Annotated in this window: 19 protein-coding genes; 8 read left to right on the plus strand and 11 right to left on the minus strand. The window is 46.4% G+C overall.

The genetic code is table 11. From position 1 onward, the window contains the following. Nucleotides 1-177 precede the first annotated feature (177 nt). Nucleotides 178-2502 carry a sensor histidine kinase gene (locus LEP1GSC061_RS06410; protein WP_016544909.1) on the plus strand — a complete coding sequence of 775 codons (2325 nt, stop codon included), beginning with the start codon at nt 178-180 and terminating at the stop codon, nt 2500-2502. On the opposite strand, the gene LEP1GSC061_RS06415 is transcribed toward LEP1GSC061_RS06410, so the two are convergent. The 3 genes from LEP1GSC061_RS06415 to LEP1GSC061_RS06425 form a co-directional block, all read right to left on the minus strand. After that, nucleotides 2499-3152, minus strand: coding sequence for a response regulator (locus tag LEP1GSC061_RS06415; protein WP_016544762.1), 654 nt, complete (start codon nt 3150-3152; stop codon nt 2499-2501). The genes LEP1GSC061_RS06410 and LEP1GSC061_RS06415 overlap by 4 nt on opposite strands. 96 nt (nt 3153-3248) lie before the next feature. Continuing rightward, the gene (locus LEP1GSC061_RS06420; protein ID WP_016544794.1) at nt 3249-4295 is read right to left on the minus strand and encodes a hypothetical protein; all 1047 of its coding nucleotides are present in this window, start codon (nt 4293-4295) and stop codon (nt 3249-3251) included. A gap of 123 nt (nt 4296-4418) precedes the next feature. Continuing rightward, complete coding sequence (locus LEP1GSC061_RS06425; protein ID WP_016544224.1) at nt 4419-6149, minus strand: C45 family autoproteolytic acyltransferase/hydolase; 1731 nt, start codon at nt 6147-6149, stop codon at nt 4419-4421. Nucleotides 6150-6316: 167 nt separating this feature from the next. Between LEP1GSC061_RS06425 and LEP1GSC061_RS06435 the strand changes: the two genes are divergently transcribed. Further along, nucleotides 6317-7438 (plus strand): helix-turn-helix domain-containing protein, encoded by a 1122-nt coding sequence (locus LEP1GSC061_RS06435; RefSeq protein ID WP_016544526.1) that lies wholly within the window; start codon nt 6317-6319, stop codon nt 7436-7438. On the opposite strand, the gene LEP1GSC061_RS06440 is transcribed toward LEP1GSC061_RS06435, so the two are convergent. The 4 genes from LEP1GSC061_RS06440 to LEP1GSC061_RS06455 form a co-directional block, all read right to left on the minus strand. Beyond that, complete coding sequence (locus tag LEP1GSC061_RS06440) at nt 7435-8994, minus strand: FAD-dependent oxidoreductase (protein WP_016544639.1); 1560 nt, start codon at nt 8992-8994, stop codon at nt 7435-7437. The genes LEP1GSC061_RS06435 and LEP1GSC061_RS06440 overlap by 4 nt on opposite strands. A 114-nt stretch (nt 8995-9108) precedes the next feature. Continuing rightward, nucleotides 9109-10140: an isopenicillin N synthase family dioxygenase gene (locus tag LEP1GSC061_RS06445; RefSeq protein ID WP_016544844.1), complete on the minus strand. Its 1032-nt coding sequence runs from the start codon at nt 10138-10140 to the stop codon at nt 9109-9111. Nucleotides 10141-10230: 90 nt separating this feature from the next. Then, nucleotides 10231-11232, minus strand: a complete 1002-nt coding sequence (locus LEP1GSC061_RS06450) for a catalase family protein (protein ID WP_016544925.1) — start codon at nt 11230-11232, stop codon at nt 10231-10233. 63 nt (nt 11233-11295) lie between these two features. Beyond that, on the minus strand, nt 11296-12144 hold the full coding sequence (locus LEP1GSC061_RS06455) for an SDR family oxidoreductase (RefSeq protein WP_016544556.1): 849 nt from the start codon (nt 12142-12144) through the stop codon (nt 11296-11298). Between the two features lie 315 nt (nt 12145-12459). Here LEP1GSC061_RS06455 and LEP1GSC061_RS06460 point away from each other — a divergent pair, with 315 nt between their 5' ends. The 6 genes from LEP1GSC061_RS06460 to LEP1GSC061_RS06485 all read left to right on the plus strand — a co-directional run bounded on the left by LEP1GSC061_RS06460 (nt 12460) and on the right by LEP1GSC061_RS06485 (nt 20458). Beyond that, a complete protein-coding gene (locus tag LEP1GSC061_RS06460) occupies nt 12460-13743 on the plus strand; it encodes a GAF domain-containing sensor histidine kinase (protein ID WP_016544492.1) in 1284 nt (427 codons plus the stop codon). After that, nucleotides 13740-14372 (plus strand): response regulator, encoded by a 633-nt coding sequence (locus LEP1GSC061_RS06465; RefSeq protein WP_016544259.1) that lies wholly within the window; start codon nt 13740-13742, stop codon nt 14370-14372. Before LEP1GSC061_RS06460 ends, LEP1GSC061_RS06465 begins: the two co-directional genes overlap by 4 nt. 216 nt (nt 14373-14588) lie before the next feature. Next, nucleotides 14589-17972 (plus strand): HAMP domain-containing protein, encoded by a 3384-nt coding sequence (locus LEP1GSC061_RS06470; protein ID WP_016544379.1) that lies wholly within the window; start codon nt 14589-14591, stop codon nt 17970-17972. Between the two features lie 2 nt (nt 17973-17974). Next, the gene (locus LEP1GSC061_RS06475; protein WP_198014242.1) at nt 17975-19147 is read left to right on the plus strand and encodes a histidine kinase dimerization/phosphoacceptor domain -containing protein; all 1173 of its coding nucleotides are present in this window, start codon (nt 17975-17977) and stop codon (nt 19145-19147) included. Next, nucleotides 19144-19707: a response regulator gene (locus LEP1GSC061_RS06480; protein WP_016544834.1), complete on the plus strand. Its 564-nt coding sequence runs from the start codon at nt 19144-19146 to the stop codon at nt 19705-19707. The genes LEP1GSC061_RS06475 and LEP1GSC061_RS06480 overlap by 4 nt, the downstream gene beginning before the upstream one ends. Continuing rightward, nucleotides 19694-20458: a response regulator gene (locus LEP1GSC061_RS06485; RefSeq protein ID WP_016544702.1), complete on the plus strand. Its 765-nt coding sequence runs from the start codon at nt 19694-19696 to the stop codon at nt 20456-20458. The genes LEP1GSC061_RS06480 and LEP1GSC061_RS06485 overlap by 14 nt, the downstream gene beginning before the upstream one ends. Before the next feature lie 4 nt (nt 20459-20462). Here LEP1GSC061_RS06485 and LEP1GSC061_RS06490 read toward each other — a convergent pair whose 3' ends face one another. The 4 genes from LEP1GSC061_RS06490 to LEP1GSC061_RS06505 form a co-directional block, all read right to left on the minus strand. Further along, nucleotides 20463-20933, minus strand: coding sequence for a winged helix-turn-helix transcriptional regulator (locus LEP1GSC061_RS06490; protein ID WP_016544595.1), 471 nt, complete (start codon nt 20931-20933; stop codon nt 20463-20465). Nucleotides 20934-20985: 52 nt separating this feature from the next. After that, the gene (locus tag LEP1GSC061_RS06495; protein ID WP_016544448.1) at nt 20986-21753 is read right to left on the minus strand and encodes a glucose 1-dehydrogenase; all 768 of its coding nucleotides are present in this window, start codon (nt 21751-21753) and stop codon (nt 20986-20988) included. 148 nt (nt 21754-21901) lie between these two features. Beyond that, the gene (locus LEP1GSC061_RS06500) at nt 21902-24373 is read right to left on the minus strand and encodes a SpoIIE family protein phosphatase (protein ID WP_016544335.1); all 2472 of its coding nucleotides are present in this window, start codon (nt 24371-24373) and stop codon (nt 21902-21904) included. Nucleotides 24374-24503: 130 nt separating this feature from the next. Continuing rightward, nucleotides 24504-25055, minus strand: a complete 552-nt coding sequence (locus LEP1GSC061_RS06505; RefSeq protein ID WP_016544186.1) for a TetR/AcrR family transcriptional regulator — start codon at nt 25053-25055, stop codon at nt 24504-24506. Nucleotides 25056-25101: the final 46 nt, after the last annotated feature.

Consider the following 25101-nt stretch of genomic DNA (forward strand, 5'->3'; position numbering starts at 1 on the left):
ATGAAGTTATTTAAAAACCTGAATCCGAATAGTCAAAAATACTTCCGACTGCTTTTTTTCGAATTCTTCCTACAAAGGGATCCGATGAACAAGCGTTTGTCCCGAATGCAGCGGGGTTCATAAATAGGTCCCTATTTTTCGTTTACGGAATCTCGGATTCTATCCAATTTTGCTGTTATGCAAACGCGCCCGGGAACCTATTACGTTCTGCTATTCGCGTGCATTCTAGTCTTCGCTTGCGGATGCTCCTCTCCAAAGTCCATTTCCGCAAAAAAGGGAAGCTTGGATCTTTCCGCTTTGGATTTCGATTCTCATCAGACGATTCGTTTGGACGGAGAATGGGAATATTACCCGAATCGGTTCCTTGTTCCGGATGCAGAAAAGAAGGAAAAAGACCTCGGTGATACCCGTTACATTTCCGTGCCTTCCGTTTGGGATCTGGAAACGGACGGAAAAACGGGTCACGGATTTGCTTCGTATAGATTGCAAATCCGGGGCAAAAAAAAAGAAAGGCTGGCCTTATATCTTCCGGATATCGGAACCTCTTACGTCCTTTACGTAAACGGGAGTCGTATCGCGGGAGCAGGCAAAGTGGGTGAAACCGCAGAATCCTCTTCCGCTTCGTATAATCCTCAGATAGCGATTTTGCCGAACGATACGGATCTGGATATAATATTACATGTTTCTAATTTTTCAAACCGATGGGGAGGCCTTTGGAATTTCATCGTTTTGGGCGATGTATCCGATATTATCCAGTATTCCAGCCGTAAGTTCGGAGTGGATCTGATACTTTTTGCCGTGTCGAGTTGTATGTTCGTATACCACCTTTTCCTATTCTTCTTTCGGAGACAAGAAAAGGCCCCTCTCTATTTTTCCGTGTATTGCTTCTGGATCCTGTTGCGAGTAATGAGCACCGGAGAAAGGATTCTTTATAGTATGTTCTCCTTTCTCCCTTGGGATTTTTTGAATCGAATCGAGTATTTGAGTATTTATCTGGCAGGCGTTGCGTTATACTCCTTTTTGCATCGACTTTGTCCTACCGAGTTTTGGAGAAGGTTCGGTTTCTATCTGAACCTTCCTCTTTTCGTTTCTTCCGCTGCGGTAGTAATTCTTCCAAACGAATATTATACTTTGACTCTAATGCCTCTTTCCTATTATGTATTCGCCACTACCGCTCCGATTTGGGCGATTCTTCTCGGCTACGGTGTCTGGAAGAGGAATGAAGGGGCTTTATTCTTATTCATAGCCTATATCATAGATATGGTGCTAACTTATAACGACATATTCTTGGTTCTGGGATTTCTGGATACGACCTATCTCATACCTTATGCGTTGGTGTTTCTCGTAGTATCTTATTCTCTCCTGATCTCCAAATTATTTTCCGCCTCCTTCGAGCGTTCCCGTATTCTCTCCCTTAGGATGAAATCCTTGGTTTCTTCCACTCGGGAAATCATGCTTTCCACCTCTCATTCGGAGGCAGCGGGTTCCACCTTGGGAATTCTGCATCAAAATTTCGGAATAGATAATAACGCTTACATATACATCGCCGAGGGAGAAGGAGCGGTTTGGACGCGTTATACGATTTCTAAGTTCGGAAATCCGATCGAATCGGAAAATATATCCGGAGAGGATTTGGAAAGAAGTTACGGAGTCCCGTGGGAAAGGATTTCGGAACCGTTTTGGAAAGAAGGGAGGATGATTCTTCCCATTTTGAGCGATTCCCATCGACTTTTACTCAGTTTGCCTTCGTCTAGCCGTCTTGAGGAAGAATCGCAGATGGATTGGCTGCAGGGGATCGCTTACGCTCTCTTTCTCTCCATCCAGAACGTATCCAGACAGGATAGGGAAAAGCTCGCGATTTTGGGGGAACTTTCCGCGGAAATCGTCCATGATATCGGACATCATATTATGTTAATACAGCAGAATCTTAAAACGATGGAAAACGGAACTTCTGAGGAGATGGTTGCCGCACTCCAGCGGACCAAAAAAGAAACGGACGCTCTGACGAATTTGTCCTACGATATTTTGGATTTTTCCAAGAATAGAATCATATTGGATCTTCGCTCCGTGGATATCCGGAAATTCTTTCAGGAAATTGAAAGGGATTTGTATCTCTACTTCCGATCCATGCGGGGAGATTTCGAATTGCGATGCAAGGTCTCCGCTTCCGGAGAGTTCAGGTTGGATCCCTTGAGGATCCGTAGGCTCATCTTCAATTTGGCTAAAAATTCCATCGAGGCGATCGAAGGGGAAGTCGATTTTTCTGTACTCATAGAAAAGGAATCCGAAGTATTGTACATGATTTTCCAAGACAATGGCCCGGGACTTAGCGAGGAGGCGAAGTCTATGCTGTTTCATTCTTCTTTGGATAGTAAGAAACCCCACGGGGCGGGGCTCGGATTATCCATAGTGCGTAAAATCGCGGTAGCTCACGGAGGAGAAGTAATAGTGGATTCCGAACCCGGAAAGGGGAGTCGGTTTACCGTGCTTCTGCCGAGTTAAAGAAAATTCAAGGATTTGAGTTGGACGAGCAGTCTCGTAAGTTCGACCGTGTTTTCTATTTGCAATTTTTTTAATATAGAAGCCCTGTGAGTCTCCACAGTTCTTACGCTTAATTCCAAATTTTCCGCGATTTCCCGGTTGAGCTTACCTTTTGCCAGATGGGCTAAAATATCCTTTTCGCGTTTTGTCAATTTTTGAACCGCCTCCCTGGCTTCCTCGATCTGGATGGGATTATAACTGAAGTTCGCTATCTCTCCCGGAAAAACTCTTCCTCCCGCAAAAACCTTTTTAATGGAGGAAAGAATGGAATCGGTAGAATCGCTTTTTAAGAGATATCCGTCGGCGCCCGCGGCTACGGCGTCTTGCAGATAAGACCAGTCCTTATGCATCGTAAGGAAGACGATCTTCAACTCGGGAAATTTGCTTTTTAAGGATTGGAATTCCTGAATTCCGTTTTCTCCCTGTAGGGAAACATCGCAGATAAGAAGGTCAACGGGCGAGAAGGACATGATTTTGATTCCTTCTCGGATGGAAGAAGCGGTACCGCTTACTTGGTAAGTTCCGTCGGATTCGATCTCCGCCTTGAGTCCGGAACGAACCAAGGCGTGATCGTCGATGAGGAATATTTTTTTGGAATTCCGAGGAGCCATCGTCGAACTAGACTCCCGCTTATCCGAGGATTCGGCAACCACAAATGGATTCCTAATCGGCTTGCTTTAAGTGCATTAAGCCTTTCTTATTAAGTCTTAATTGTCTTCGAAGATCGCGTCGGCATGGTTGTAAGAACCGAACCCCGGAACATAGCAGGTTTGCGCCGCGTAGTAGGTGCTATAGCCGAATGCATAGTAATTTCTGGTCGTTAGTCCTCCCTCGGAAGGATACGTGCAACGTCCTACTCTCGCACCACTCGGATTGGATGCATTCTGGATCGCACAACCGTTTCCGCTGGCCACGCTACCTCTTCCCTGAAAATCATAACAGAGTATCCAGGCAGGATCTGTGACATGGTTGTCGGTGCCGGAAGCGGTAATTTGTCCGTTGGAAATATTCATTTTGAAGTAAGTGATGATCCCTCCTACGTGTCTGACTCGGACGATGTATGTATTTCCCGAAGTTAGGGTGACCTTCTTGAATACGAAGGAAGTGCCCCCCGCGGCGGCGAAGGTATCCGATGCGTTGGCGGAAGTAAGGTAAGAAAGATTCAGATTAGCGCCGTTATATCCGAATGCGTTGATGATATGATTTCCCGAATCGTCGTTGGCCCCTGCTGCCGGGAAATCTGTTTGGACATTACCCAGCTGCGAGGAAACAGTGTGAGTGCCCGCGGTAAATTGGAAGAATACCGAATTGTCTCCTGCACTGATTCTTTCGTAATAGGCGTTGGGCTGCCCGAGAGTAATGCTTAATAGAGGACGATATCGAACCGTTTTGAATATGTAATCTACTCCTTGCTTCTGGATGATCATGGGAACCGTAGTATTTCCAGTGATTCCGGAAAGGCTAGGCATAGTAAATTGCAGGCTAGTAGAATCCGGCAAACTGATCCCTGTCGCGGATGTTCCGTTGATCGTAACCGTATAATCTCCGGAGACCCCCGGAAAATCGAAACCGGCAACTACGTTATTGGATCCTGGAAATCCTTTATCGAAGACGATATCGGCTACCGGCGGTTCATAGAATAAGTAGGCGAGAATTAAGCCTGTGCTATCATCCTTACCTCCTTTGTTGCAGGCGGAGAGAAAAAGAACGAGTGAGAATAGAAGGATTCTTGTGATTTTCGAATAATTTAACATATAAACGGACCTACCCATAATTGTCTCATTGGAAACGAATTACGGGTATCCGTACTTATACGTAGTTTTTTCTCCCTCTACGGAAGTATAAATAACGCTACAGAATTTCCTTATAGAGAGAGTTTATAGCTCGTTCGCATCCACTAATAAAAAATTAGGCGTTACGTTTTTCAGTTTTCTTAAAGAATACTTGCCTTTATCGGAGATCGCTTTCCTTTTCCAAACTTCTCCTAACGGAGAATTTTTAGTGGAGAGAACCGAATCGTAGAATTGTCTTGCGGAAGCTTTTTTTCCTAGAGCGGATTGGGTTCTTGCCAGCCAAAGACCCGCTTGTTGTTTGCGGAAAGGCGAACCTTCCAGTCGATACGTCTCTTCTAACAGCTCTTCCGCGGAACGTAGTCTTCCGCTTTCCATTTGGAGGACTGCTTGTAGGAAGAGTAGGGAAGGATCTCCTTTCTCGGATTCGCTTGCAAAACGAAGTTCTTTCAGGATATCTTCAGTTCCTCCCAGCGTGGGATCGTCGTTTATAAGCATTGCATTTTTATAATGCGATATGGAGCTGGAAGAGGAGGTCATATTCTTCTTTTGTTTGGATTTTTTCTTTTCGGTTTCCAGTATTTTGTATCCGGGAGGTCCCCAAGTCATAGGTATTTCCAAGTAGGGACCGCTTCCCGTAGGAGCCGTGCCCACCGAAACATAGATCTTTTTAGCTTCCGGACTCATTACCACCGATTTTACGGAAGTGATCTGGCGGATCGTGGATCCCATCGTTTTCTTCTGTCCGCCGTCCGCATCCGCAGTATCGTCCAGGATTTGTTGGAGGTCCTTCACATCGGTTCCTTTCTTTCTTTGGGAATCCAATAGACCTTGGGCTCTCTCGTATCTTGCCAAGCAATGGTGGTAAAAGACCGGCGCCGCTAGTATTTCCCCTTGTCTCAATCGATCGCTTTGGTAATGATTCGTGTTGATAATGGAGTCCTTCTCCGGACGGGAATACGTCACGTCTATGTCTCCGTAGTTGGTCTCTATGATCGCCGCTTTCGGTCCCTTCTCCTTATAGTTCGTTACGATTGCTCCCCAGGTGGAATTGATCTTGTAACGACGGGCTAGATCCACTGCATCCCGGATGCTCCTCGCCTCCGAGATGATCTTATGCCCGAAATCGATTACTCCTAGTCCGTCGAATCCCACTTTCTTATGGAAGCGCGTATGGAAAGCGAGGGTAAGACCGGCTTCGTTGAAGGACGTGATGCCGGGCACGTCGGCGCCTCTACAAGCCACATATCCGTACTTCATTCCTTTTTCCGGAGTACAGAAGACTACGATAGGCCGGACGTCCCATACTCCCACTCCAGGAAAATCGAAATTACGGGCATGGTATAATTTCCCGTCTCTACTCTGATTTCCCCAGACTCCTACGCTTGTGCAGGCCGCAATCTGAGGTAGGTTCTCTCTTCCTACAAATTTGCTTAGTTCGGGAAGTACATGTAGCATTCCCAAAATGCCGATCGAATTCTGAAAAGCGTCCATGGTGAATAGATCCTTCTCGATTTTTTCGGAACGTCCCGCTGCCTGCAAAGAGGCAAGGGTCCTTCGGGAGAATTCGTAAGGACGGGTCTTGCGCATCCGATTTTGAGCGGCTTTTACCAGAAAGGAAATGGTGGCCTTAGAAAGTGCGTTTCTTTTATTTCTGGGCAGACTACCCAAGAGTAAATTCTGCGCCATAACGGGATAGAAATCGAAGATAGGCTCGAATTGACCGATTTCCTGCATGATTTCTCCGAATTGGCGACCCATTTCTTCCTGGGTTCCTTTCAATTGAATGACTGCAAGCGGATGCGTTTTTGGATTCATGCACAGGATTCTAAACTAGAATCGCAACCGATCGACCTTTCCTATCGGGATAGACGTTCTATCTTATCGGATGGGAAGAATTATCGCCTAGAAGAGGGAAAAGGATTCCTAAAATTTGCAAAAAGAAATGGTAAAGAGGAAAAGATCGGGCTCTATGGACGGAACCTATGGATTGGATATTGGGTGGATTGGTGAGCTTCGTATTTTTCGGGGCCGGAATTTCCTTTTTATATTCTTTTCTGGAATCCATCCAGAAGCCTCCTAAAAATACCGTACTCGTTTTTATTCTGTTTCTCACCGGATCCATTCTACTCCGCTACGGATGGTATTTCGATCCAGGCAAATTCGATTTTCCTTATTTATTTTTGTTCCTACATACCAGCGTGACTCTTGTGGGGCCCTTGGTTTACGTCTATATCGGATCCAGATTGCAAAGAGAAGAGGAAGGGGGTGGAGGGATCCTAAAATTGATCCGGAGGTACTGGATCCATTTCATTCCCACTTTTTGTTTTGCAGTCGCAGAATTGGCCTATTTTTCGCAAAGCCCTTCCTCTTTGCGCGAGGCGATCCTGAAGGATTCCTCCGAATTTAGATGGGATTGGATCCATCTCGCCACTTTGGCCGCAACCGTGCAGGTCTCCGTCTATTCTCTTTTTTGCTTATATACCTATCATAAAGTGAGCCAAAAATACGAAATATACGAATTGAGATTAGTATGGGTACTTCTACTCTTACCCGTAATCGCCAACAGCCTGATCGGTCCCGCATACTTTCTGAAAAGCGATCTATTATTCGCTGTCGGAGCATGTTGCATCACAGGGATCGTGATCTTATTATTCGTATTAAAGGAAATACATCCCAATTTCTTTCATGAAATGTCGGAAGTGATCCAAAATGCAAAGTATCAGAATACGACTCTTTCCTCCGAGGAGATAAAAGCGGCTAACGCAAGGTTGAATCGTTTGATGGAGGAGGAGTCCTTTTTCAAGGATAGCGAATTGAGACTGGGAGATTTGGCCGTAGGATTGGGACTTACTTCCCACCAAACTTCCAGGTATCTGAACGAAATCCATGGAGAGACGTTTTACGAATTGGTAAACCGATATCGAATCGGAGAGGCGTGCAAACTTTTGCTTTCGGATCCTAAAAAACCGGTTTTGGAAATCGGATTCGAAGTGGGATTCAATTCCAAGTCCGCCTTCAACTCCCAATTCGTAAAGGTGACGGGATTCTCTCCCGCGCTATATAGAAAGAACGGAAAAACGGGAGAGTCCGAATCTAAGAATTAGGGATTTCGAATCGTTTCTAAAATTCTACGGATTTCTTTTTGGTCGTCTTTTTCCATAGCATCCTCGATCAGAAGGCTCTCCTTGTCTCTGTAGATGGTCGCGACCGCTAAAATCTTTCCCTCTAAAGTATAAGCTAATCCGCAATTTTTATCCTCTATACTTCCGAAGATTTCTATCTTGTCCCATTTTTCCGCGTGACCTACGTAAGAGATGGGCACCTCGTAATGGTCGCTCCAAAAAAACGGGACGTCCCGAAACTTTTCCTTTTTGCCGATGGCATTTCTTGCGGCCACTTGACCTTGTCTTTCGGCAACGGACCAATGCTCCACTCGGATAGGAAGGCCTGTATGAGGATCGGGCCAGCGAACTATATCTCCCGCCGCATAGATATTCTCGTCGGAAGTGCGAAGATATTCATCCACTAGAATTCCCTTATCCGTCTTCAATCCGATTTGTTCCGCAAGCGAAAGAATTGGCCTTACTCCTACGCCCGCAACCACTATATCTGCTTCTAAGACGGATCCGTCGTCCAATTGCACGGACCCTTCTTTTATAGAGGATAGAGTTCTGCCTAAATGGAAGATTGCTCCCTTCTTCTCATGAAGTTTACGTATGAAATCCCCTAGTTCGGGACCTAGGATTCTTTCTAAGGGACGACTTTCCGGAGCCACCAAATGCACTTCTATATTTCTTTGGATGAGAGAGGAGGCCACTTCTAGGGCGATAAAACTGGCTCCTACGAGAACCGCTTTTTTAGACGATTTAGTCTTTTCTAATATTGCATTGCTATCCCCAAGAGTTCTCATGTAGAATACGTGAGGCAAATCGGCGCCCGGCAAGGGAAGTCGGATCGGACTGGAACCCGTGGCAAGAATCAAGACGTCGTAGGATTCCTTTCTTCCGTCGGATAAAAGGACCGTTTTGCTTTTAGGATCTATTTCTTTGGCTTCGATACCTAGTCTGAGATCGATTTTATTTTCGGAATAGAAATCGAAAGAACGAAGAGGAATCCATTCGTCCGGGATCTTTCCTGCCAAGTAATCCTTGGAGAGATTGGGTCTGTCGGTGGGAAGAAATTTTTCCGCACCTAGGAGTATTACGGAACCTTGGTATCCTTCCTTGCGCAAGGTCTCTGCGGCCGCATTCCCTGCGGCTCCCGCTCCTACGATGACCACGGATTTGGGTTCGGTAATGACGGGTTTTTGGAGAGAAGGATTCGTTTTCTCCGAAACGAAAACGAGGTCTCCTCGAATCTCAGTGCGATAGCATGAGATAGGATTTAAGGCGGGAGGTCCGATCGCCTCTCCCGTTCTCAGATCGAAACGGGCATGGTGCCAGGGGCATCTGATTTCGGAACCGATTAGAATTCCGTCAGCTAAAGGAGCGGTATAGTGAGTGCAATTCGCGCCTACCGCAAAAAATGAATTATTACGTTTTATTAATAGAACGGATTCTCCGTCCACCTGACCTGGTATCGGCTCTCCTTCTTTGATTTGAGAGACCGGAAATCCTTTTTTAAAATCGGGTCCTGTCGGTTCCGTTCCTTCCTGTCCCATGGTTCACCTCTATTTTTAAGAATCGTAGGTTCCTTAGATCCGAAGAATGCTCTCCTTTTTTTTTAGTCCATCAATCAGAATTTGGAGGCGGTTCCTCGTTTTTGGGAAAAGGTTCTAAAATTTGGAATGTAGAAGATCCGGATGATGTCTTTCGGCGACGTCCGGATGGGAGCGTAGCCTACTTTTGAGTAAATTCTTACCGACCTGATAGAATAACGGATTGTCCGGATCTTGAGTGAGCCCTCGAATTCCTTTCCGTAAGTTCTCCGGCAATTCGAGTAAGGGAATATCCGCATCCAATCTTGCGCTATAGAAATAGCCGATGGAAATTCTATCCGTTCCTTCGGGAGGGACGATCGCCCTATGTACCGTGGCTCTTAAATAACCGTCCGAGGCCAGCTCCAATAATTCTCCGATATTGACCACGAAACTATCCCGAATCGGCGGGACTCGAATCCATTCCCCTCCGTGTTCCACTTCCAGCCCCTCTCTCTCATCCTGTAGAAGAATTGTGACGAATCCTCCGTCCTTATGGGCTCCCACTCCTTGGTGGCTTTCTGTTTTCTCCCTTCCGGGATAACGAATGACTTTCAGCAATTGGTGAGCGGATTCTCCTAAGATGGAATCGAAGACTTCCTCTTTCTGTCCTAATGCGGCGACGAAGGCTTTTATTAAGCGAACCGCTAAATCCGCGGCGGATTTTTGGTAGGAAGAAATGATTTTCCGAAATTCGGGAAAGGACTCGGGCCATTGGTTCGGACCTTGTAGTCTGGACCAGACCTCGGAGTTCCATTTTTCGGAATGAGAAGGACGCTCCGCACCGATATCCAACTGTTCTCGAAAATCAGGAAGGCCGAGGGTCCGCTCCGCACCTACACGATTATAACCTCGAAAATGGGGAGAATGTACCATTTCTATTTTCAGCTTCTCTTCGTCCGGAAGATCGAAGAATTTTCTGGATACATTAAGCGCTACTTGTATGCTTTCCGAAGGAATTCCATGTCCGATCAGATAGAAAAACCCTAGTTCATGTGCGATTTCCCTTAGATCTTCCTGAAACCTTTCTCTTTGTTGCGATGTTCCTCTTTCCCAAAGGGAAAGGTCTAAAATTGGAAGCGAATCCCATTTCTTCTCAAGATTTTCCACATACAAAGCCTGGCAAGATTTGGCATATCTGTCTATTGAAAATCTGCTATTGCAGATATTTATATCAAATTAGCAGAATTAAGCCGGAATCTACATTCCAGAGTGGGCATTTCTGCCCTTTTGGCTGGCAAGATACACATATTTTCTGGCACGCATCACGTCTCCCAAAGGACGATGCTCCCAGAGAGCTTCCCAAGGATCGAATACCGTCTCTTCGATTTTCCTTTGGAGAATTTTCCCTTCTTCCGAATCGGTATCCTGCATCGGAAGAATTAAATTCGCCAGAGTGATATAAGGGGCTTCCTTTTCGGGCCAATTCACGGAAGCGTCTTCGATCGGAGTGGTTTTCTCGTCCGTGAAGAATTGGAACTGCAAAAGATACGTTAGGCTTTCTTTTTTGAGCCTATCGGATATATCCTTTCCCCAATCCTGGGAGGCCTTTTGGTTTTGTATCTGTTCTTTCGGAGGCAATAGGCGGACCCGTCCCGCATAAGGACCGAAGGCAATCGGAGCCGCCGAGTGAAACGCTTCGGTTGCAAAACCGCTGAACGGCTTATTGAAGCTTGCGGAGGCTTTCTTGAGCCTTGCGAAAGCGCCTAAAAATCCGTACGTTCGTATTAGATATCCGAGGAGGGAAGCTCCTCCCTTGGAGGCTGCGGATACCAATCCCACGAATTCGTCGCTTTTCGGAGAGGAGAAAGCTTCCAGGTTGATGAGTAGAAAATCCTGATAGGAAGTGTTTCCGTTTTGTAGAGCGCTCGGACCTTTCACTCCTCCCACTTTCAATGCGAATCCTCGGATGTCTCCTATGGAATCGGATTGTAGCTTCATGCTTCCGCTGGAGAGTCGAATCCAGGTTTCCTTCTTTCCGGATTCGGAAAAGATACCTTGCCTTGCGTAATCCGGAAGATCCGACGGTATTTCTAACAAGGCTTTGCATCCTAAGAGTTGCTTTCTATGCAAGGTCCTTCCGTTTCCGAATTTTGAGGAGTTCTCTTTTTGTATGGCTTGAAATAGATTCGCGTACTCCGTGAATCTATTATCCTCGTCCGGACGTATGACTTCTTTCCAATCGGTTGCAATCGGTTTCATTTATGGTACCCTGTTAGAAAAATCTAAAATTCGACGGTTTAATAAAAACTATATTTCGAAGATCTAATTCTTCGCTTTTTTTAGCAAGCGATCCTGAGCGCCTCGTAATTCCGAATCGGTGATTCGGATGCTCCATTCGGGGAAATGTCGGAAAAGAAAATATTGGAGCCAGGAATCCCATCCGGTATATCCGATAAATTTCCGATTTGGGATCCATTTTAGGATTCCTTTTGCGACGCTTTCGACGGAATGCACCATGTTTAAGGCGGATCCCATTTCGATTTCCTTACTGATAAGAGGCTTATCCTCATTTTCCTTTGCGAGTCCCGGGGTGTCCGTGGTGGGAGGAAAGAATAATTTCACTTTTACGCCGTGGAGCATCATCTCTTGGCGGAAAGCTTGCGCGAATCCTGCGATCGCGAACTTGCTAGCCGAATACGCTCCATAGCCGTAAATGGAGAAGAAGGCGAGCGTAGAGGATAAAAATACGATATCTCCTGATCCCTGGCCGGTTAGATATTTATGAAATGCTAAAGCCGTATTCACATGTCCGAAATAATTCACATCCATCATTTTACGGTACTGCGATTCGCTCAGATCCTGGGCCTCCGCGGCCTGGGCGAAACCGCTATTGCATATTACGAGGTCCATTTTTCCTAAATTATCCAGCGCTTTTTGGGCCGCCTTCTCGATCTGTTCTTTATCGGAAACATCCGCCACTGCGTAACCGAATCTGGAATTAGGACCGATCGAGCGTAACTCTTCCGTTACGGACTTCAGGAGAGATTCGTTTCTGGCGCAGAGGAATACGTCGGCGCCTTCCTTCGCCAAAGCGATCGCGAGCCCTTTCCCTATACCGGACGAACCTCCAGTGATAAAAGCCTTCTTTCCTCGATAATAATTTTTGGACATTTGTTGGTTGTTCCCGATTTCCGAGTGGATTTAGTTCTCGGCAAGACTCTACGAACTCAAAAACGATACAATCGATTATTGTCGGCGACTCCCGAGATCGGCTCCCGAATCCGATTTTTTTGATAGTTCCAACGGATTAGAATGTTCTATTTGTTATGCGAATATAAGGGGAATCCAAGGGAAAAATACCCCCTATTCTTATGAATCCGTTCTTGTTAGGCGGAAAAACGAATTGAAACAAGAATATGATTGCGTTATTCTTTTTTTTCGAAACGAATCCATTTCGTTTCTCGATAAAGGCGGAAGGCGATCGTTATGCACACGTTTGCGCAGGAGCTTTATCCAATCAAGGACCGTAACGGAAGGCGTTCGGATATCGAGTCCGAAACGGAGGAACTTCTTCGTAAAATATCTCTTCTGAATCTTTTGCAACAGATCGCTACCGCCGCAAACGAAGCGGACGATACGGAAAATTTGTTGCGATTCGCTTTGGATCGGATTTGCGCCGTCGCGAAATGGGATTTGGGTAGGGTGTATCTTTGGTCGGATTCTGATAATAGATTGGAAGGAACTCCCATATGGTTCGTATCCGAAAAGGAGAATTTCAAGTCCCTCCGCGCCGAGTTGGAAAGGGGGGAGATTCCTAAGGAGTGGAATCCGGCTCTTCGCGTAGTCGAGGAAAGGACGGCGATCCGGCTTACGGATATTCCGCTTAACTTGCGGAAAAGCGCATGGAATGGGATATGTTCCGCCTACGCCACTCCTATTTGGGTAAAGGAAAGATTGGTGGGAGTGCTCGAATTTTTCTCCGACGCTACGGATTCGGACGCTTCTCTTTTGGAAGCGCTTTCCTATATAGGTTCCCAAATTTCTAGAGTCTTCGAAAGGAAAATCTCCGAGGAAAATCTGAAGAATTCCAGGGAAGAATTGAGGTCCTTATCCGCAAGATTGCAAAAAGCCAGGGAAGAAGAGAGATTATTGGTGGCTCGGGAAATACACGACGAACTCGGGCAACTTTTAACCGTTCTAAAGATAGATCTGACGCTTCTGCGTCAAAATCGAAATCTGATCCCGTCGACCCACACTCTTCTTCTCGAAGAATTGAATGAGATGTCACAACTAGCGGATACTGCGATCCAAGCGGTGCAAAGAATCGCTACGGAACTGAGGCCGTTGATTTTGGACGACCTGGGGCTTTTGGAGGGGATCGAATGGCATGCGAAGGATTTTCAGAAAAGGACCGGAATTTTTTGTAAAGTTACCCTACGGACCCAGTCCCTTTTTCCCGATCGGGATACTTCCATCGCTTTGTTTCGCATCTTCCAAGAAACCTTAACCAATGTGGCGCGTCATTCAAAGGCGGAAACGGTTTCCATTCGTATAGGAGAAAGGGACTCCTATTATTTCCTGTCCATAAGGGATAACGGAATCGGAATCCGTAAGGAAGAATTGTCCGATTCCCGGTCTTTGGGGCTGATCGGGATTCGCGAACGAGTCATAGAATTAGGAGGAAAGGCGAGAATAATCGGGCAAGAAGGAAAAGGAACATTAGTTTTAGTTAAAATACCGCGTAATAGCAAGGAGAACGTAAGCAAATGATCGATACGGTATTGGCGGACGACCATGTCCTGATCCGGGAAGGTTTGAAAAAGATCCTTTCCGTCGAGGAGGATATACGAATTATTCATGAGGCGGAAAACGGTCAGGAAGTATTGGACTTTTTGGAATCCAGATCGGCTTCCATTCTCATCTTAGATATCAATATGCCTTCCATGGGAGGGTTGGACGTACTCAAGCATATCCATAGGATTTCTCCGAACACAAGGGTCTTGGTGCTCAGTATGTATCCGGAGGACCGCTTCGCCGTAAGAGCCTTGAAAGCGGGAGCGGACGGTTATATCACGAAGGGAAGTGCGGCGGAAGAATTGATAGGCGCCATTCGAAAAGTAGTTTCGGGACAAAGATATGTGAGCCCCGACGCTACGGAAATTCTAGTAAGGGAATTGGCTAAACCCACGGATAGACTTCCCCATGAACTTCTTTCGGAAAGAGAATTTCAGATTATGCTTATGTTGGCCAAAGGCAAAAGCGTTCGATCCATCGCGGAGGAGCTGACGCTTAGCGTGAATACGGTGAATACATACCGAGCTAGAATTTTCGATAAAATGAATTTGAAGACTTCCCAGGAATTGGTCCGATACGCTTTCGACCAAAGACTCGTGGAATAAAAAGAATCCGTCGAAGTCCGTTCTTGCCTGTTGCGGTTCTCGAAGGTTCGGGAACTTGGGACCCCTTGTAGCATTTTTCACTACATATGAATATACCGTCTAACTAAAATAATACACCGAAAGAATATTCGATTTTTGTTGTGATTCTTTCAGTTTCATAGCATGATTACTCACTTAGGTGGTGCTTTTGGCCGATTGCACCTGGGTTGGTTCCGAATGGTGAGCACTAAGACAATAGCTTTCGTTGATAAGAACGAATTGGATTTGAGGGAGTTTGTGGAAGTTCTCTCTGCGTTGCGTAGAGGGGATCTTTCCAAAAGGATGTCTTTGGACAGAACCGGCCTCTCCGGTAAGATTGCGGATCTACTGAACGATATCATAGATCAGAACGATCGAATGGTAAAAGAATTCGAGAGGATCAGTAACGAAGTCGGCCAAGAAGGAAAGATTTCCCAAAGGATCAGCGCCCTTGCAACCAGCGGATCCTGGGCCGCCTGCATCAATTCGGTGAACTCCCTCATCGGAAATCTAGTACAACCGAATACCGAGGTCATGCGAGTAATCGGAGCCGTGGCGGGAGGAGACCTATCCCAGAACATGTCCTTGGAGATAGAAGGAAGGCCCTTGAAGGGAGAGTTCCTGCGAACTGCGAAGATCGTAAACACGATGGTGGACCAGTTAAACTCTTTCGCATCGGAGGTGACTCGTGTTGCCCGAGAGGTGGGAACGGAAGGAAAGCTTGGCGGTCAAGCGGATGTTCGGGGAGTAGCGGGAACCTGGAAGGACCTTACGGATAGTGTGAACTCCATGGCCTCGAACTTAACGGGCCAAGTGAGAGATATCGCCGAGGTCACGAAGGCGGTTGCAACAGGAGACCTTTCCAAGAAGATCACAGTGGATGTAAAGGGAGAGATCCTAGAACTGAAAGACACGATCAACACGATGGTGGACCAGTTGAACTCGTTTGCATCGGAGGTGACTCGTGTTGCCCGAGAGGTGGGAACGGAAGGAAAACTGGGAGGCCAGGCGGATGTTCGGGGAGTCGCTGGGACTTGGAAGGACCTTACGGATAGCGTGAATTTCATGGCGAACAACCTCACAACTCAGGTGAGGGGAATCGCTAAAGTGGTAACTTCCGTGGCGAACGGAGACTTAAAGAAAAAGTTATATTTGGAGGCCAAAGGAGAGATCGCAGAGCTTTCCGATACGATCAACGATATGATCGACACTCTGGGACTTTTCGGAGACCAGGTGACTACGGTCGCTAAGGAAGTGGGTATAGAAGGAAAACTGGGAGGCCAGGCGAGCGTCCCCGGTGCCGCTGGTCTCTGGAGAAACCTGACGGATAACGTGAACCAATTGGCGAGTAACTTGACGACTCAAGTAAGGGCGATCGCGGAAGTGGCAACGGGTGTGACCAAAGGGGATCTTTCCCGATCGGTGACGGTAAAGGCGGCGGGAGAAGTGGCGGCCCTGTCGGATAATATCAACGAGATGATCCGAAATTTAAGGGAGACGACCCGAATCAATACGGAACAGGACTGGCTAAAGACGAACCTTGCCAAGTTTACGAGGCTTTTGCAAGGACAGAGAAATTTGGTAAACGTAAGTAAGTTGATTCTTTCCGAATTGGCTCCTCTTGTTTCGGCTCAGAACGGTGCATTCTTCATTACGGAAAATAGCGAAGAAGAACCGAATCTCAAGTTGCTAATGAGCTACGCCTCCCAGAAACGCAATCAGGTTCAGGACCGCTTCCGGCCGGGAGAGGGCCTTGTAGGGCAATGTTATCTGGAAAAAGAGAGGATACTCGTCACACAGGTTCCTAAGGATTATATCAAGATCAACTCCGCATTGGGAGAGGCGACGCCTTTAAATATAGTCGTATTGCCTGTGTTATTCGAAGGAGAGGTGAAAGCAATCATAGAGCTCGCATCCTTCCAGAGTTTTACTCCCATCCATTTGAATTTCTTGGATCAATTGACGGAAAGTATCGGGATCGTTTTGAATACGATCGCCGCGAGTATGAGGACGGAAGAACTTCTAATACAGTCCCAAACCCTTACGGAAGAATTGCAAGGGCGCCAGGAAGAATTGACTAAAACCAACCAAAGATTGGAGGAACAGGCAAAATCCCTACAAGCCTCCGAGGAATTATTAAAAGAGCAAAGGGAAGAACTACAAGAGAAGAACGACGAATTGGAGGAAAAAGCCCGCCTTCTGGCAAGGAATAACGAGGAAGTGGAGAGAAAGAACATAGAGGTGGAGCAAGCCAGGCATTCCCTCGAAGAGAAGGCAAGGCAATTGGCGCTGACTTCCAGATATAAATCGGAGTTTCTTGCCAATATGTCCCACGAACTTAGGACTCCTCTCAATAATATGCTGATCCTTTCTAGGCTTCTATACGATGAGGAAAGCGCAAATCTTTCCTCTAAACAGATAGAATATGCGAGAACCATCCATAGTTCCGGTAACGACCTATTGCAGTTAATCAACGATATATTGGATCTTTCTAAAATAGAATCAGGTAAAATGAGCGTGGATTTGGATTCCGTTCTGTTCCGGGAACTTGCTGAATATTTGGATCGCTCCTTTAGAGAGACTGCCCGTAATAAGGAATTAGAGTTTCGGGTATTCTTGGGTGCAGAATTGCCTAGGAGTATGACCACCGACTTGCAAAGATTACAGCAGATTCTCAGGAATCTACTCTCGAATGCGTTCAAGTTCACGCATAAGGGAAGCGTTAGTCTGCAGATTCATAGGGCTAAGGGAGGATGGAGCGAGAACCATTTCATTCTGAATCATGCCAACTCGGTCGTTTCTTTTTCAGTGATCGATACCGGGATCGGAATTCCTCCGGAGAAACAGAGTCTGATCTTCGAGGCGTTCCGCCAAGCGGACGGAAGTACTAGCCGTAAATACGGAGGAACAGGACTCGGACTCTCTATCAGTAAGGAAATCACCCGATTATTGGGAGGGGAGCTGAAGCTCGAGAGCAAATCGGAGGAAGGAAGCATCTTCACTCTCTTTTTGCCCATGGAGTATGTTCCTACGGAAGAATTCGAATCCGAAGGATCGGTAATGGAATTCTCTCAGCCTCCTGTCATGGACGATAGAGGCGGGGCTTGGATACCCGGGGTGTTCTCATCTTATTCCGGAGGGAGCAGTCTCGCAGGCAATATTCTGGCGGAACCCTACGACCTAAGTTCTTCCGGTTCGGATGTGGAATTAGAAAATCATAAAGTTTTGATAGTGGACGACGATGTCAGAAACATATTCGCCCTTACGAGCGTATTGGAACTCCATAAAATGCGCGTATTCCATGCGGAAAGCGCATTGGAAGGAATCGAGATACTCAGGGGAACCCCGGACATGGAAATCGTTCTGATGGACGTGATGATGCCTAATATGGACGGATATGAAGCGATGCGAGCGATTCGGTCCATGGGAGGATTCGAGACCTTGCCGATAGTCGCACTGACCGCAAAGGCGATGAAAGGGGACCGGGAAAAATGTATAGATGCGGGGGCTACCGATTATATCGCGAAACCCGTGAGTGTGGATCAACTTCTTTCCCTTCTTAGGGTATTGTTGAGTAGATGAATATGGAACGGGATATCAAAGTCAAAGTCTTGGTAGTGGACGATAATCCGGACAATCTGAAAGTGATGGAGCATATTCTATCCGGTCCGGAGATCGAACTGGTTAAGGTAGGTTCCGGGCCGGAGGCCTTAAAAGCGTTACTCGAACCCGAGGATTTTGCGCTGATCTTCATGGATGTCAGAATGCCCGGGCTGGATGGATTCGATGTGGCTTCGATCATACGCCAAAGGGAAAAATGTGCCCAGATTCCTATCATCTTTTTAACCGCCTACGGAACGAACGAAACCGGGATGTTCAAAGGATACTCCTTGGGCGCCGTGGACTTTCTGGTAAAACCCGTCGCTCCCGAAATATTGAAGTCCAAGCTTTCCGTTTTCGTCGACCTATATAAGAAAAATAAGATATTGACTATCCAAGAGGAGATGCTTAGGAGAAGTCACGACGAGTTGGAGATAAGAGTCCAGGAGAGGACCTCCGAATTGCATCGGGTGAACCAGGAACTCATGGGGGAGATTGCGGAAAGATCCAGGGCCGAAGAAGCCTTGAAAGTGTCCCTCAGGGAAAAGGAAGTCTTATTGCGCGAGATCCATCACCGAGTGAAGAATAACCTTCAAATCGTATCCAGCATTCTCAATCTGCAGGGAAATTATATCACGGATCGCAAATCTTTGGAGATGTTCGCGGATTCCCAGTCCAGGATAAAATCCATAGCCTTGATTCACGAACTTCTCTACCAGAACGAGGACCTTGCCCAGACGAATTTTAGAGAATACTTATATAGCTTGGTTACGAATTTAATGCGTACATATAGAGTCAATTCCCAGATCAATTTCGATATCGATGCGGATCCGGTGCATCTTAGTTTGGATTCCGCGATCCATTGCGGTTTGATCGTAACTGAACTGGTAACGAATTCCCTGAAATACGGTTTTACAGGGCGGGAAGAAGGAACCATTTTTATATCCATAAAGGATCGAGGCGATCTATTCGTATTGAGCGTAGGAGACGACGGTGTTGGATTTCCGGAGGATTTCGATTATAGAAGATCTGAATCCTTAGGTTTGCAACTGGTCAATACTCTCTCCGAGCAGATAGGAGGAAAATTGGAATTGGAAGGAGGAGAAGGAACGAAATTCACTTTGGCCTTCAAGGAAAGGAGTAAGGTGAGAAAATGAGTTTCGAATCACCTAAGATTCTTATATTAGAAGACGAGAATATAGTCGCCCGGGACCTCTGCTTCCAGTTGGAAAGGATCGGCTACACCTCCGTTCGAGTCGTTAAAACCGGCGAGGAGGCATTGGTTCGCGTTTTGGAAGAAAGGCCGGACCTTCTGATTTTGGATATAACCCTTTCGAGGGGAGAATTGGACGGAATCGAAACCGGAGCGGAAATACATACTTTCTCGGATATTCCCATCATATATCTGACAGCTTACGCGAACGAATCCACTTGGACTCGCACCAAAGAGACCAAACCCTACGGATATATACTGAAGCCGTTCCAAATCCAGGAACTGAAGATAGCGATCGAGATGGCGTTGAATAAGAGCGCTTGGGAGAGAAAAAGGCACAAAGAAAGGGATATTCTTTCCTCCGTATTGGGAGATTCCGTTTTGTGGGAGGTCCAACACGATGCCGTACATCTAGGATCCGAAAAGGATAATGAGAATGAAGAAGATCGGAGTTCGAAAAATAGTCCGCTTTTCGGAAGGAAGCTTTTGAATGAGCTCGGCTAAAATACTCATCGTAGAGGACGAAGGCTTGGTGGCCCAGGATATCCGACATCGATTGGAACAAATGGGCTTTCCTTCTCCTGTGATCGCGTCTACGGGAGAGGACGCCGTGGATAAGGCGTCCCGACTTTCTCCGGATCTCATTCTTATGGACATCATTCTCTCAAGAGGTTATGTGGACGGTGTCGAGGCAGCGGAAAAGATACGGGCTTTCTTGGACGTTCCTATTATCTTTCTGACCGCTTCATCGGATGCGACCACCTTGGATCGTGCGAAACTTACGGAACCGGACGGATACATTCTGAAACCTTTTCAGACCAGGGAATTGCAGATCGCGATAGAGTTAACCCTTTATAAATACGAATTAGATCGGGAAATCTTAAGACAGGATCGACTGGTTTTAGCGACGCTAAGGGAAATGGAAGAAGGCGTCATTGCGACCGACGAGTCCAAACGAATATTCTTTCTGAACCCTGCCGCGGAGAAATTGACCGGTTGGATGGAGTCTGACGCAGTAGGTAAACCCGTTTCAGAGATAGTAAAGATTCATTCCTTGCAGACGGCCGGAAACGAGGAGTCGGAACATTTGCCTGCTTTCGATTCGGAGGTCCGAATACCTTCTCACGGAAATCTGGAATCTAAAAACGGTCTAAACACGGAGGTCATTACCGTGAATCGATCCGTGGTTCCTTCGGATAGGGAAGAATCTATCGGAAACGTATTGATTATTCGTAAATTCGGAAATCGTAAATAGAAATTTAATTTCTTTTTCCGGGCTTCTTTATCTTTTCGAAAAAAAGGAGCCTGACATCTTCCGGACGAAGATTTTTACCCGCCTGCGATTGGACCTGAATCGTCTTAATTTTCTTTCCGGATTTTTTCTCCACAAGCGCTTGGTCGATGGGGTCGTCTTGGAAAAGGAATTTCTCTCCCCATTGGCGAATGGCTACGAGTATGGGAAAGATTCCTTTTCCTTTTTCGGTTAAGGAATATTCCTGATATGCGCTTCCGTCCGATGCGGGGACGATTTCCAAAACGCCTTCCGAAACCAATTTTTGCAATCTAGAGCTAAGTACGTTCTTCGCTAAACCCAGACTTTTTTCTAATTCGGAGAATCTTCTTTTGCCTAAGAATACGTCCCTAAGGATGAGAAGGGACCACCATTCTCCTATAGTACTAAGGGACCGCGCGATAGGGCAAGAGTCTTGTTCTAGATTTTTGCGTTTCATACGGTCCCTCTATTGCTTGCGGAATTCCTAAGATAGGATTTTCTGCATTTAGTTATTTTCCAGCATAAATCGGAGCTCCGGCGGGCAGGCTTGTGGAGCCTCCATCCACGACGATCTCCGTTCCTTGAATGTAAGAAGAATCTTCCGAGGCCAGAAATAGCACCGCTTTCGCGATCTCTTCCGCTTCTCCTAATCTTCCCATGGGAATGGAGCGCGCGATCATGCTTAATCTGGCGTTGGTCGCATCTCCTTCCGGACCCCAGATAGGAGTGCGGGTGGCTCCCGGGACCACGACGTTTACACGAATTCCTTTCGGGCCCAATTCGTTCGCAAGCACCCTTGCCATAGCACGAACTCCGGCTTTACTTGCGGCGTAAGCCGAACTCCCCGCGGCTCCGAGCACGCTCATTATGGATCCGTTTAATACGATGGAGGACCCGTTCTTGAGAAAGGGAAGCGTCGATTGAATCGTGGAGAATACTCCTACCAGATTCACTTTCAGCACTTCTTCGAAATCCTTTTCGGAGCCAGAGCCTGCCGGAGTCTGTTTTACGATACCGGCGTTCGCGAACAATATATCCAATTCTCCGAATCGGTTTTGAATCGTATGTAAAAGATTTTTTCTTTCCTCCGGATCGGAAACGTCCGCTTTCACGACTATCGCCTTAGGCCCCAAGGACTCCTGCGCCGCTTCCAGGGTGGAGGAGTCTCTACCGGTAATGATGACTTCGGCTCCTTCTTCGATTAACATTCTTGCCGTAGTTAATCCGATTCCGCTATTTCCTCCCGTAACCAGGGCTTTTTTTCCTTCGAATCTCATAATATTTCTCCCAATAATCCAGTTTAATAGTAGGACTACTTTGGGTTAGACAATCTAGTTTAATAAAAAAACCAGAAAGTCTCAAAAAAAAAGACCCCGAAAGGAGTCTTTTTTGAAAATTATGGGATCGAAAGGAATCGGTAGGAACTTAAGTCGGATTCTCTTTTTTGCCGAGTAGTATCTCCGCCCTGGTTCGATTGCCGTTTTTCTGGTGAAGTTTTCCCAGATGTTCCCTGTTTTTGATATGATCCGGATCCCTGAGGAAAAGCACTTCTCCGAAGTTGATGGCCTGTTCATAATTTCCGAGTCTGGCTAAGGCATAGGAGACCCATAGATAAACCGAGCTGTCTTCGGGAAATTGTTCCAGATATCTTTGTCCTTCCGAGGCAACTAATAGATAATCCTTTTCTTCGATTCCGTTTCTAAGCGCCTTCTTTTGTTTGTTTCGGCCGGAATCTTCGGGGGATTTGGGTTCGGAATGGAAAGGATCATCCAGAATATCCTGGACGGACGGCAGATCCTCCTTATAACCGATTCGGATCAGACTTAAGTCGTCTATGATCTGTCCTCTTGCTCGAAGAAGAGACTCTACTTGCAATAATTCCGAATTCGCCTCTTCCACATCCTTTAAGAAGGCGTTTTCATCCTCGTTGATGATTTGGTTTCCGTCCTCGTTCGTCCCGAGTTGTAGATCGTCCCTTCCGTCCGAACCGATCAAAATCGCGTCGTTTGGCCTTAGGGAGAGAGTCTGTACTACGAATACTTCGGAAGGATCTTCCACTCCAACTTTGCGCAGCATTCCTCCCTCCGACACGAAGTCCGCCTTTCCGTCTCTATACAATACCACACGAGGATGTTCCGCGTTGATGAAATAAAGAAGTCCCGTGGCTTCGTCCACGATTCCCACCACCATGGAGATGAGCATTCTACCGTCGAAGGTTACGAACACGCTTTTGAGTTCCTGATAACATCTCTTCAGCCAATGCTCCGGAAATAGATCCTGCATTTCGCCGGTGCTTTGGGTGCGAGTGACTATGGTTTTGAATACGGTTCCCATGATCAAGGCGCCGCCGGCTCCCTGCATGGATTTTCCCATGGCGTCTCCATTAAAGAAAACTAAAACGGACCGACCCCTCAGCTTAAGAGAATATACGGCGCAGAGATCTCCTCCTAATTCGCCCTGCCAATTGCGAAACTGGAATCTTTTCTTCTGTCTGCATAGTATTTCCGCGCGAACCACGTCGCTATTCGCGTAGTTTCCCGCTAAAGGTTGCATAAGCTGGGAAGTCAGAAAATAATCCCCGTCCTGCTGGTGCTTGAGTTCCTTGATCTCGCTCAGACTTTTTTGGAGATCGTCGGTGCGTTTGCGTACTTTCTCTTCTAAGCTCGCGTTCAATTCCTCCACTTCGTTATGGACTCTTACGAATCGATTTGCGAGAATGAACGCTATTCCTAGGATGAACGCTAAGAACGTGTAGGGCATGATAAGAATGGAACGAATAACCCTTTGCTCGACCGCCAGATCGTGAATACCTCCGACTATGATAAGAGCCACTCCACCCAATAGTAATCTGGCGTCAGGATTGCCTCTCCACGCTTCTCTTCCCGTTACGAAAAGAATATACGGAAGGGTGAATAGCATCGAGATTTCCACGACCTGCAATAAGAATAGCCGAATATTATGACTCACGAATATATCCAGGAATGCGATTCCCAGATAGGCGGAAGCTACTCCTACGGCTAATTTGGAATGTTTGCCCAGGAAAAAACGCGATATGAATAGCAGAAGACTTCCGATGAACCCCATTAGGGAAACTTGATCCGCTACGGATTGTATGTTTTTATGGGAACCGTACAATATTTCCGCGGACGCGTTGTTGGTCATATGGAAGAAAGCGAAGAATAATGCGAAACATCCGAAATACAGATTGAATATATCGCTGGGACGACGAATGGAGAGGAGAAGGTGATATAGACCTACACTGATGTAAACCGCCGCTAAAAGAAACGCGACGCTCAATTCCAACGCGAAGCTTCTGAATATTGCTGCACTCGTTCCTACGGAGACTTCCGGTCCTCTCCAGAAAAATGGCCTTCCGGAAGCCGTGCAGATTTTCGAGTAGATATGATTCTCTTCTCCTAATAGGAAGGCGGAAGCGGGGAGAGCGGAAACGATTCTTCCGTCTTGTCCGGAACTATAAGGATCCCTGGAACCTATCTGTCCTATTTTTCCCTTTTTAGAGATTTCATTCAGATAGAATTCGGCGACATCGGAAGAATGTCCCGTATCGATTGCGACTCCTACTTGCTTGTTCATCCATGTTCTGGCTTTTTCAGGTAAGGAATGCTTCAGAAGAATACATCCATCAAAATCCTCGTACTTGGATTCGGAACTGAAATCGAAAGGAATTGTGACCTTCTCGCCTTTCTTTTTGATTTCAGGACCTTGAGAGGGTATCTCCGAGACGAGATCCCATTCTCCCCTTAGGGAGAGAATCTCTTCCGAATCGATCCATTCGGCGCGCCCGCATCCTAGAAGAAGGATAGAAGCGGACCATGCTATAAATCCGAAAAGATTCTTGGGTTTAAATTGGGATTCGTTCAGAGAAAAAAAATGCATCCTTGGACTCGGTAAAAAACCTGCTGAAGGTAAAATACCAGCGTAATCTGGCAAGAGCTAATTGCTAAGACGCGATAACTTGGGAATTTCTACGAAAGAGGGCAAAAGAAAGTAAATCCGGAAATATTTTTTAGCTAAGAAAGTTATCTATGAGGATGGACATGCGCTTGCGCAATACTTTGGTGGATGGAATATCGGCGGACATCCCTTCCATAGCCAAGAAGAAGACTTCCGCCTTTTCCTTATCGCCTAGAACCGATTGCAGATTCTTGACGACCCGATGCTCATAACGCTCTACACTTTCCGGCGATAATTTAGAACAAGTTTCATAAAACTCTCGGCTTTTCGGATGCCCTTCGACTTTAGTCCAAGGTTCCAATAGTAGGATCTCGCAGATTCGAGAGAGTTTTTCTTTGGGGCTCAACTTCTCTTTCAGAGTCTCTTCGGCTTTAGGATAACATCCTTCCATAAGATGTTCGAAGATTCCCTGGAATAAATCCTCTTTGTTTTTGAATTTCAGATACAGAAGCGGACGGGAAAGTTCCGCCTGCTTGGCGATATCGTCCATGGAAGTTTTGGAATATCCGAATTGTAGAAAGCAATGCAAGGCCGCGTCCAGGATTTCCTTTCTTCTTTCTTCGTCCGGTTCCCTCTTCGGGATTTTTTCCTTTTTACCGCTCATATCTATTTCGATTCCAAAATACGGATCTTATTCTGACAAAAAAAAG

This window comes from Leptospira wolffii serovar Khorat str. Khorat-H2, from assembly GCF_000306115.2.
Lineage (GTDB): Bacteria > Spirochaetota > Leptospiria > Leptospirales > Leptospiraceae > Leptospira_B > Leptospira_B wolffii.

Excerpts from the sequence above, each read along its gene's own strand:
- LEP1GSC061_RS06410 (WP_016544909.1), top strand. The coding sequence starts at position 178 with ATGCAAACGCGCCCGGGAACCTATTACGTTCTGCTATTCGCGTGCATT.
- LEP1GSC061_RS06415 (WP_016544762.1), bottom strand. The coding sequence starts at position 3,152 with ATGGCTCCTCGGAATTCCAAAAAAATATTCCTCATCGACGATCACGCC.
- LEP1GSC061_RS06420 (WP_016544794.1), bottom strand. The coding sequence starts at position 4,295 with ATGTTAAATTATTCGAAAATCACAAGAATCCTTCTATTCTCACTCGTT.
- LEP1GSC061_RS06425 (WP_016544224.1), bottom strand. The coding sequence starts at position 6,149 with ATGAATCCAAAAACGCATCCGCTTGCAGTCATTCAATTGAAAGGAACC.
- LEP1GSC061_RS06435 (WP_016544526.1), top strand. The coding sequence starts at position 6,317 with ATGGATTGGATATTGGGTGGATTGGTGAGCTTCGTATTTTTCGGGGCC.
- LEP1GSC061_RS06440 (WP_016544639.1), bottom strand. The coding sequence starts at position 8,994 with ATGGGACAGGAAGGAACGGAACCGACAGGACCCGATTTTAAAAAAGGA.
- LEP1GSC061_RS06450 (WP_016544925.1), bottom strand. The coding sequence starts at position 11,232 with ATGAAACCGATTGCAACCGATTGGAAAGAAGTCATACGTCCGGACGAG.
- LEP1GSC061_RS06455 (WP_016544556.1), bottom strand. The coding sequence starts at position 12,144 with ATGTCCAAAAATTATTATCGAGGAAAGAAGGCTTTTATCACTGGAGGT.
- LEP1GSC061_RS06460 (WP_016544492.1), top strand. The coding sequence starts at position 12,460 with ATGCACACGTTTGCGCAGGAGCTTTATCCAATCAAGGACCGTAACGGA.
- LEP1GSC061_RS06465 (WP_016544259.1), top strand. The coding sequence starts at position 13,740 with ATGATCGATACGGTATTGGCGGACGACCATGTCCTGATCCGGGAAGGT.
- LEP1GSC061_RS06470 (WP_016544379.1), top strand. The coding sequence starts at position 14,589 with ATGGTGAGCACTAAGACAATAGCTTTCGTTGATAAGAACGAATTGGAT.
- LEP1GSC061_RS06475 (WP_198014242.1), top strand. The coding sequence starts at position 17,975 with ATGGAACGGGATATCAAAGTCAAAGTCTTGGTAGTGGACGATAATCCG.
- LEP1GSC061_RS06480 (WP_016544834.1), top strand. The coding sequence starts at position 19,144 with ATGAGTTTCGAATCACCTAAGATTCTTATATTAGAAGACGAGAATATA.
- LEP1GSC061_RS06485 (WP_016544702.1), top strand. The coding sequence starts at position 19,694 with ATGAGCTCGGCTAAAATACTCATCGTAGAGGACGAAGGCTTGGTGGCC.
- LEP1GSC061_RS06490 (WP_016544595.1), bottom strand. The coding sequence starts at position 20,933 with ATGAAACGCAAAAATCTAGAACAAGACTCTTGCCCTATCGCGCGGTCC.
- LEP1GSC061_RS06495 (WP_016544448.1), bottom strand. The coding sequence starts at position 21,753 with ATGAGATTCGAAGGAAAAAAAGCCCTGGTTACGGGAGGAAATAGCGGA.
- LEP1GSC061_RS06500 (WP_016544335.1), bottom strand. The coding sequence starts at position 24,373 with ATGCATTTTTTTTCTCTGAACGAATCCCAATTTAAACCCAAGAATCTT.
- LEP1GSC061_RS06505 (WP_016544186.1), bottom strand. The coding sequence starts at position 25,055 with ATGAGCGGTAAAAAGGAAAAAATCCCGAAGAGGGAACCGGACGAAGAA.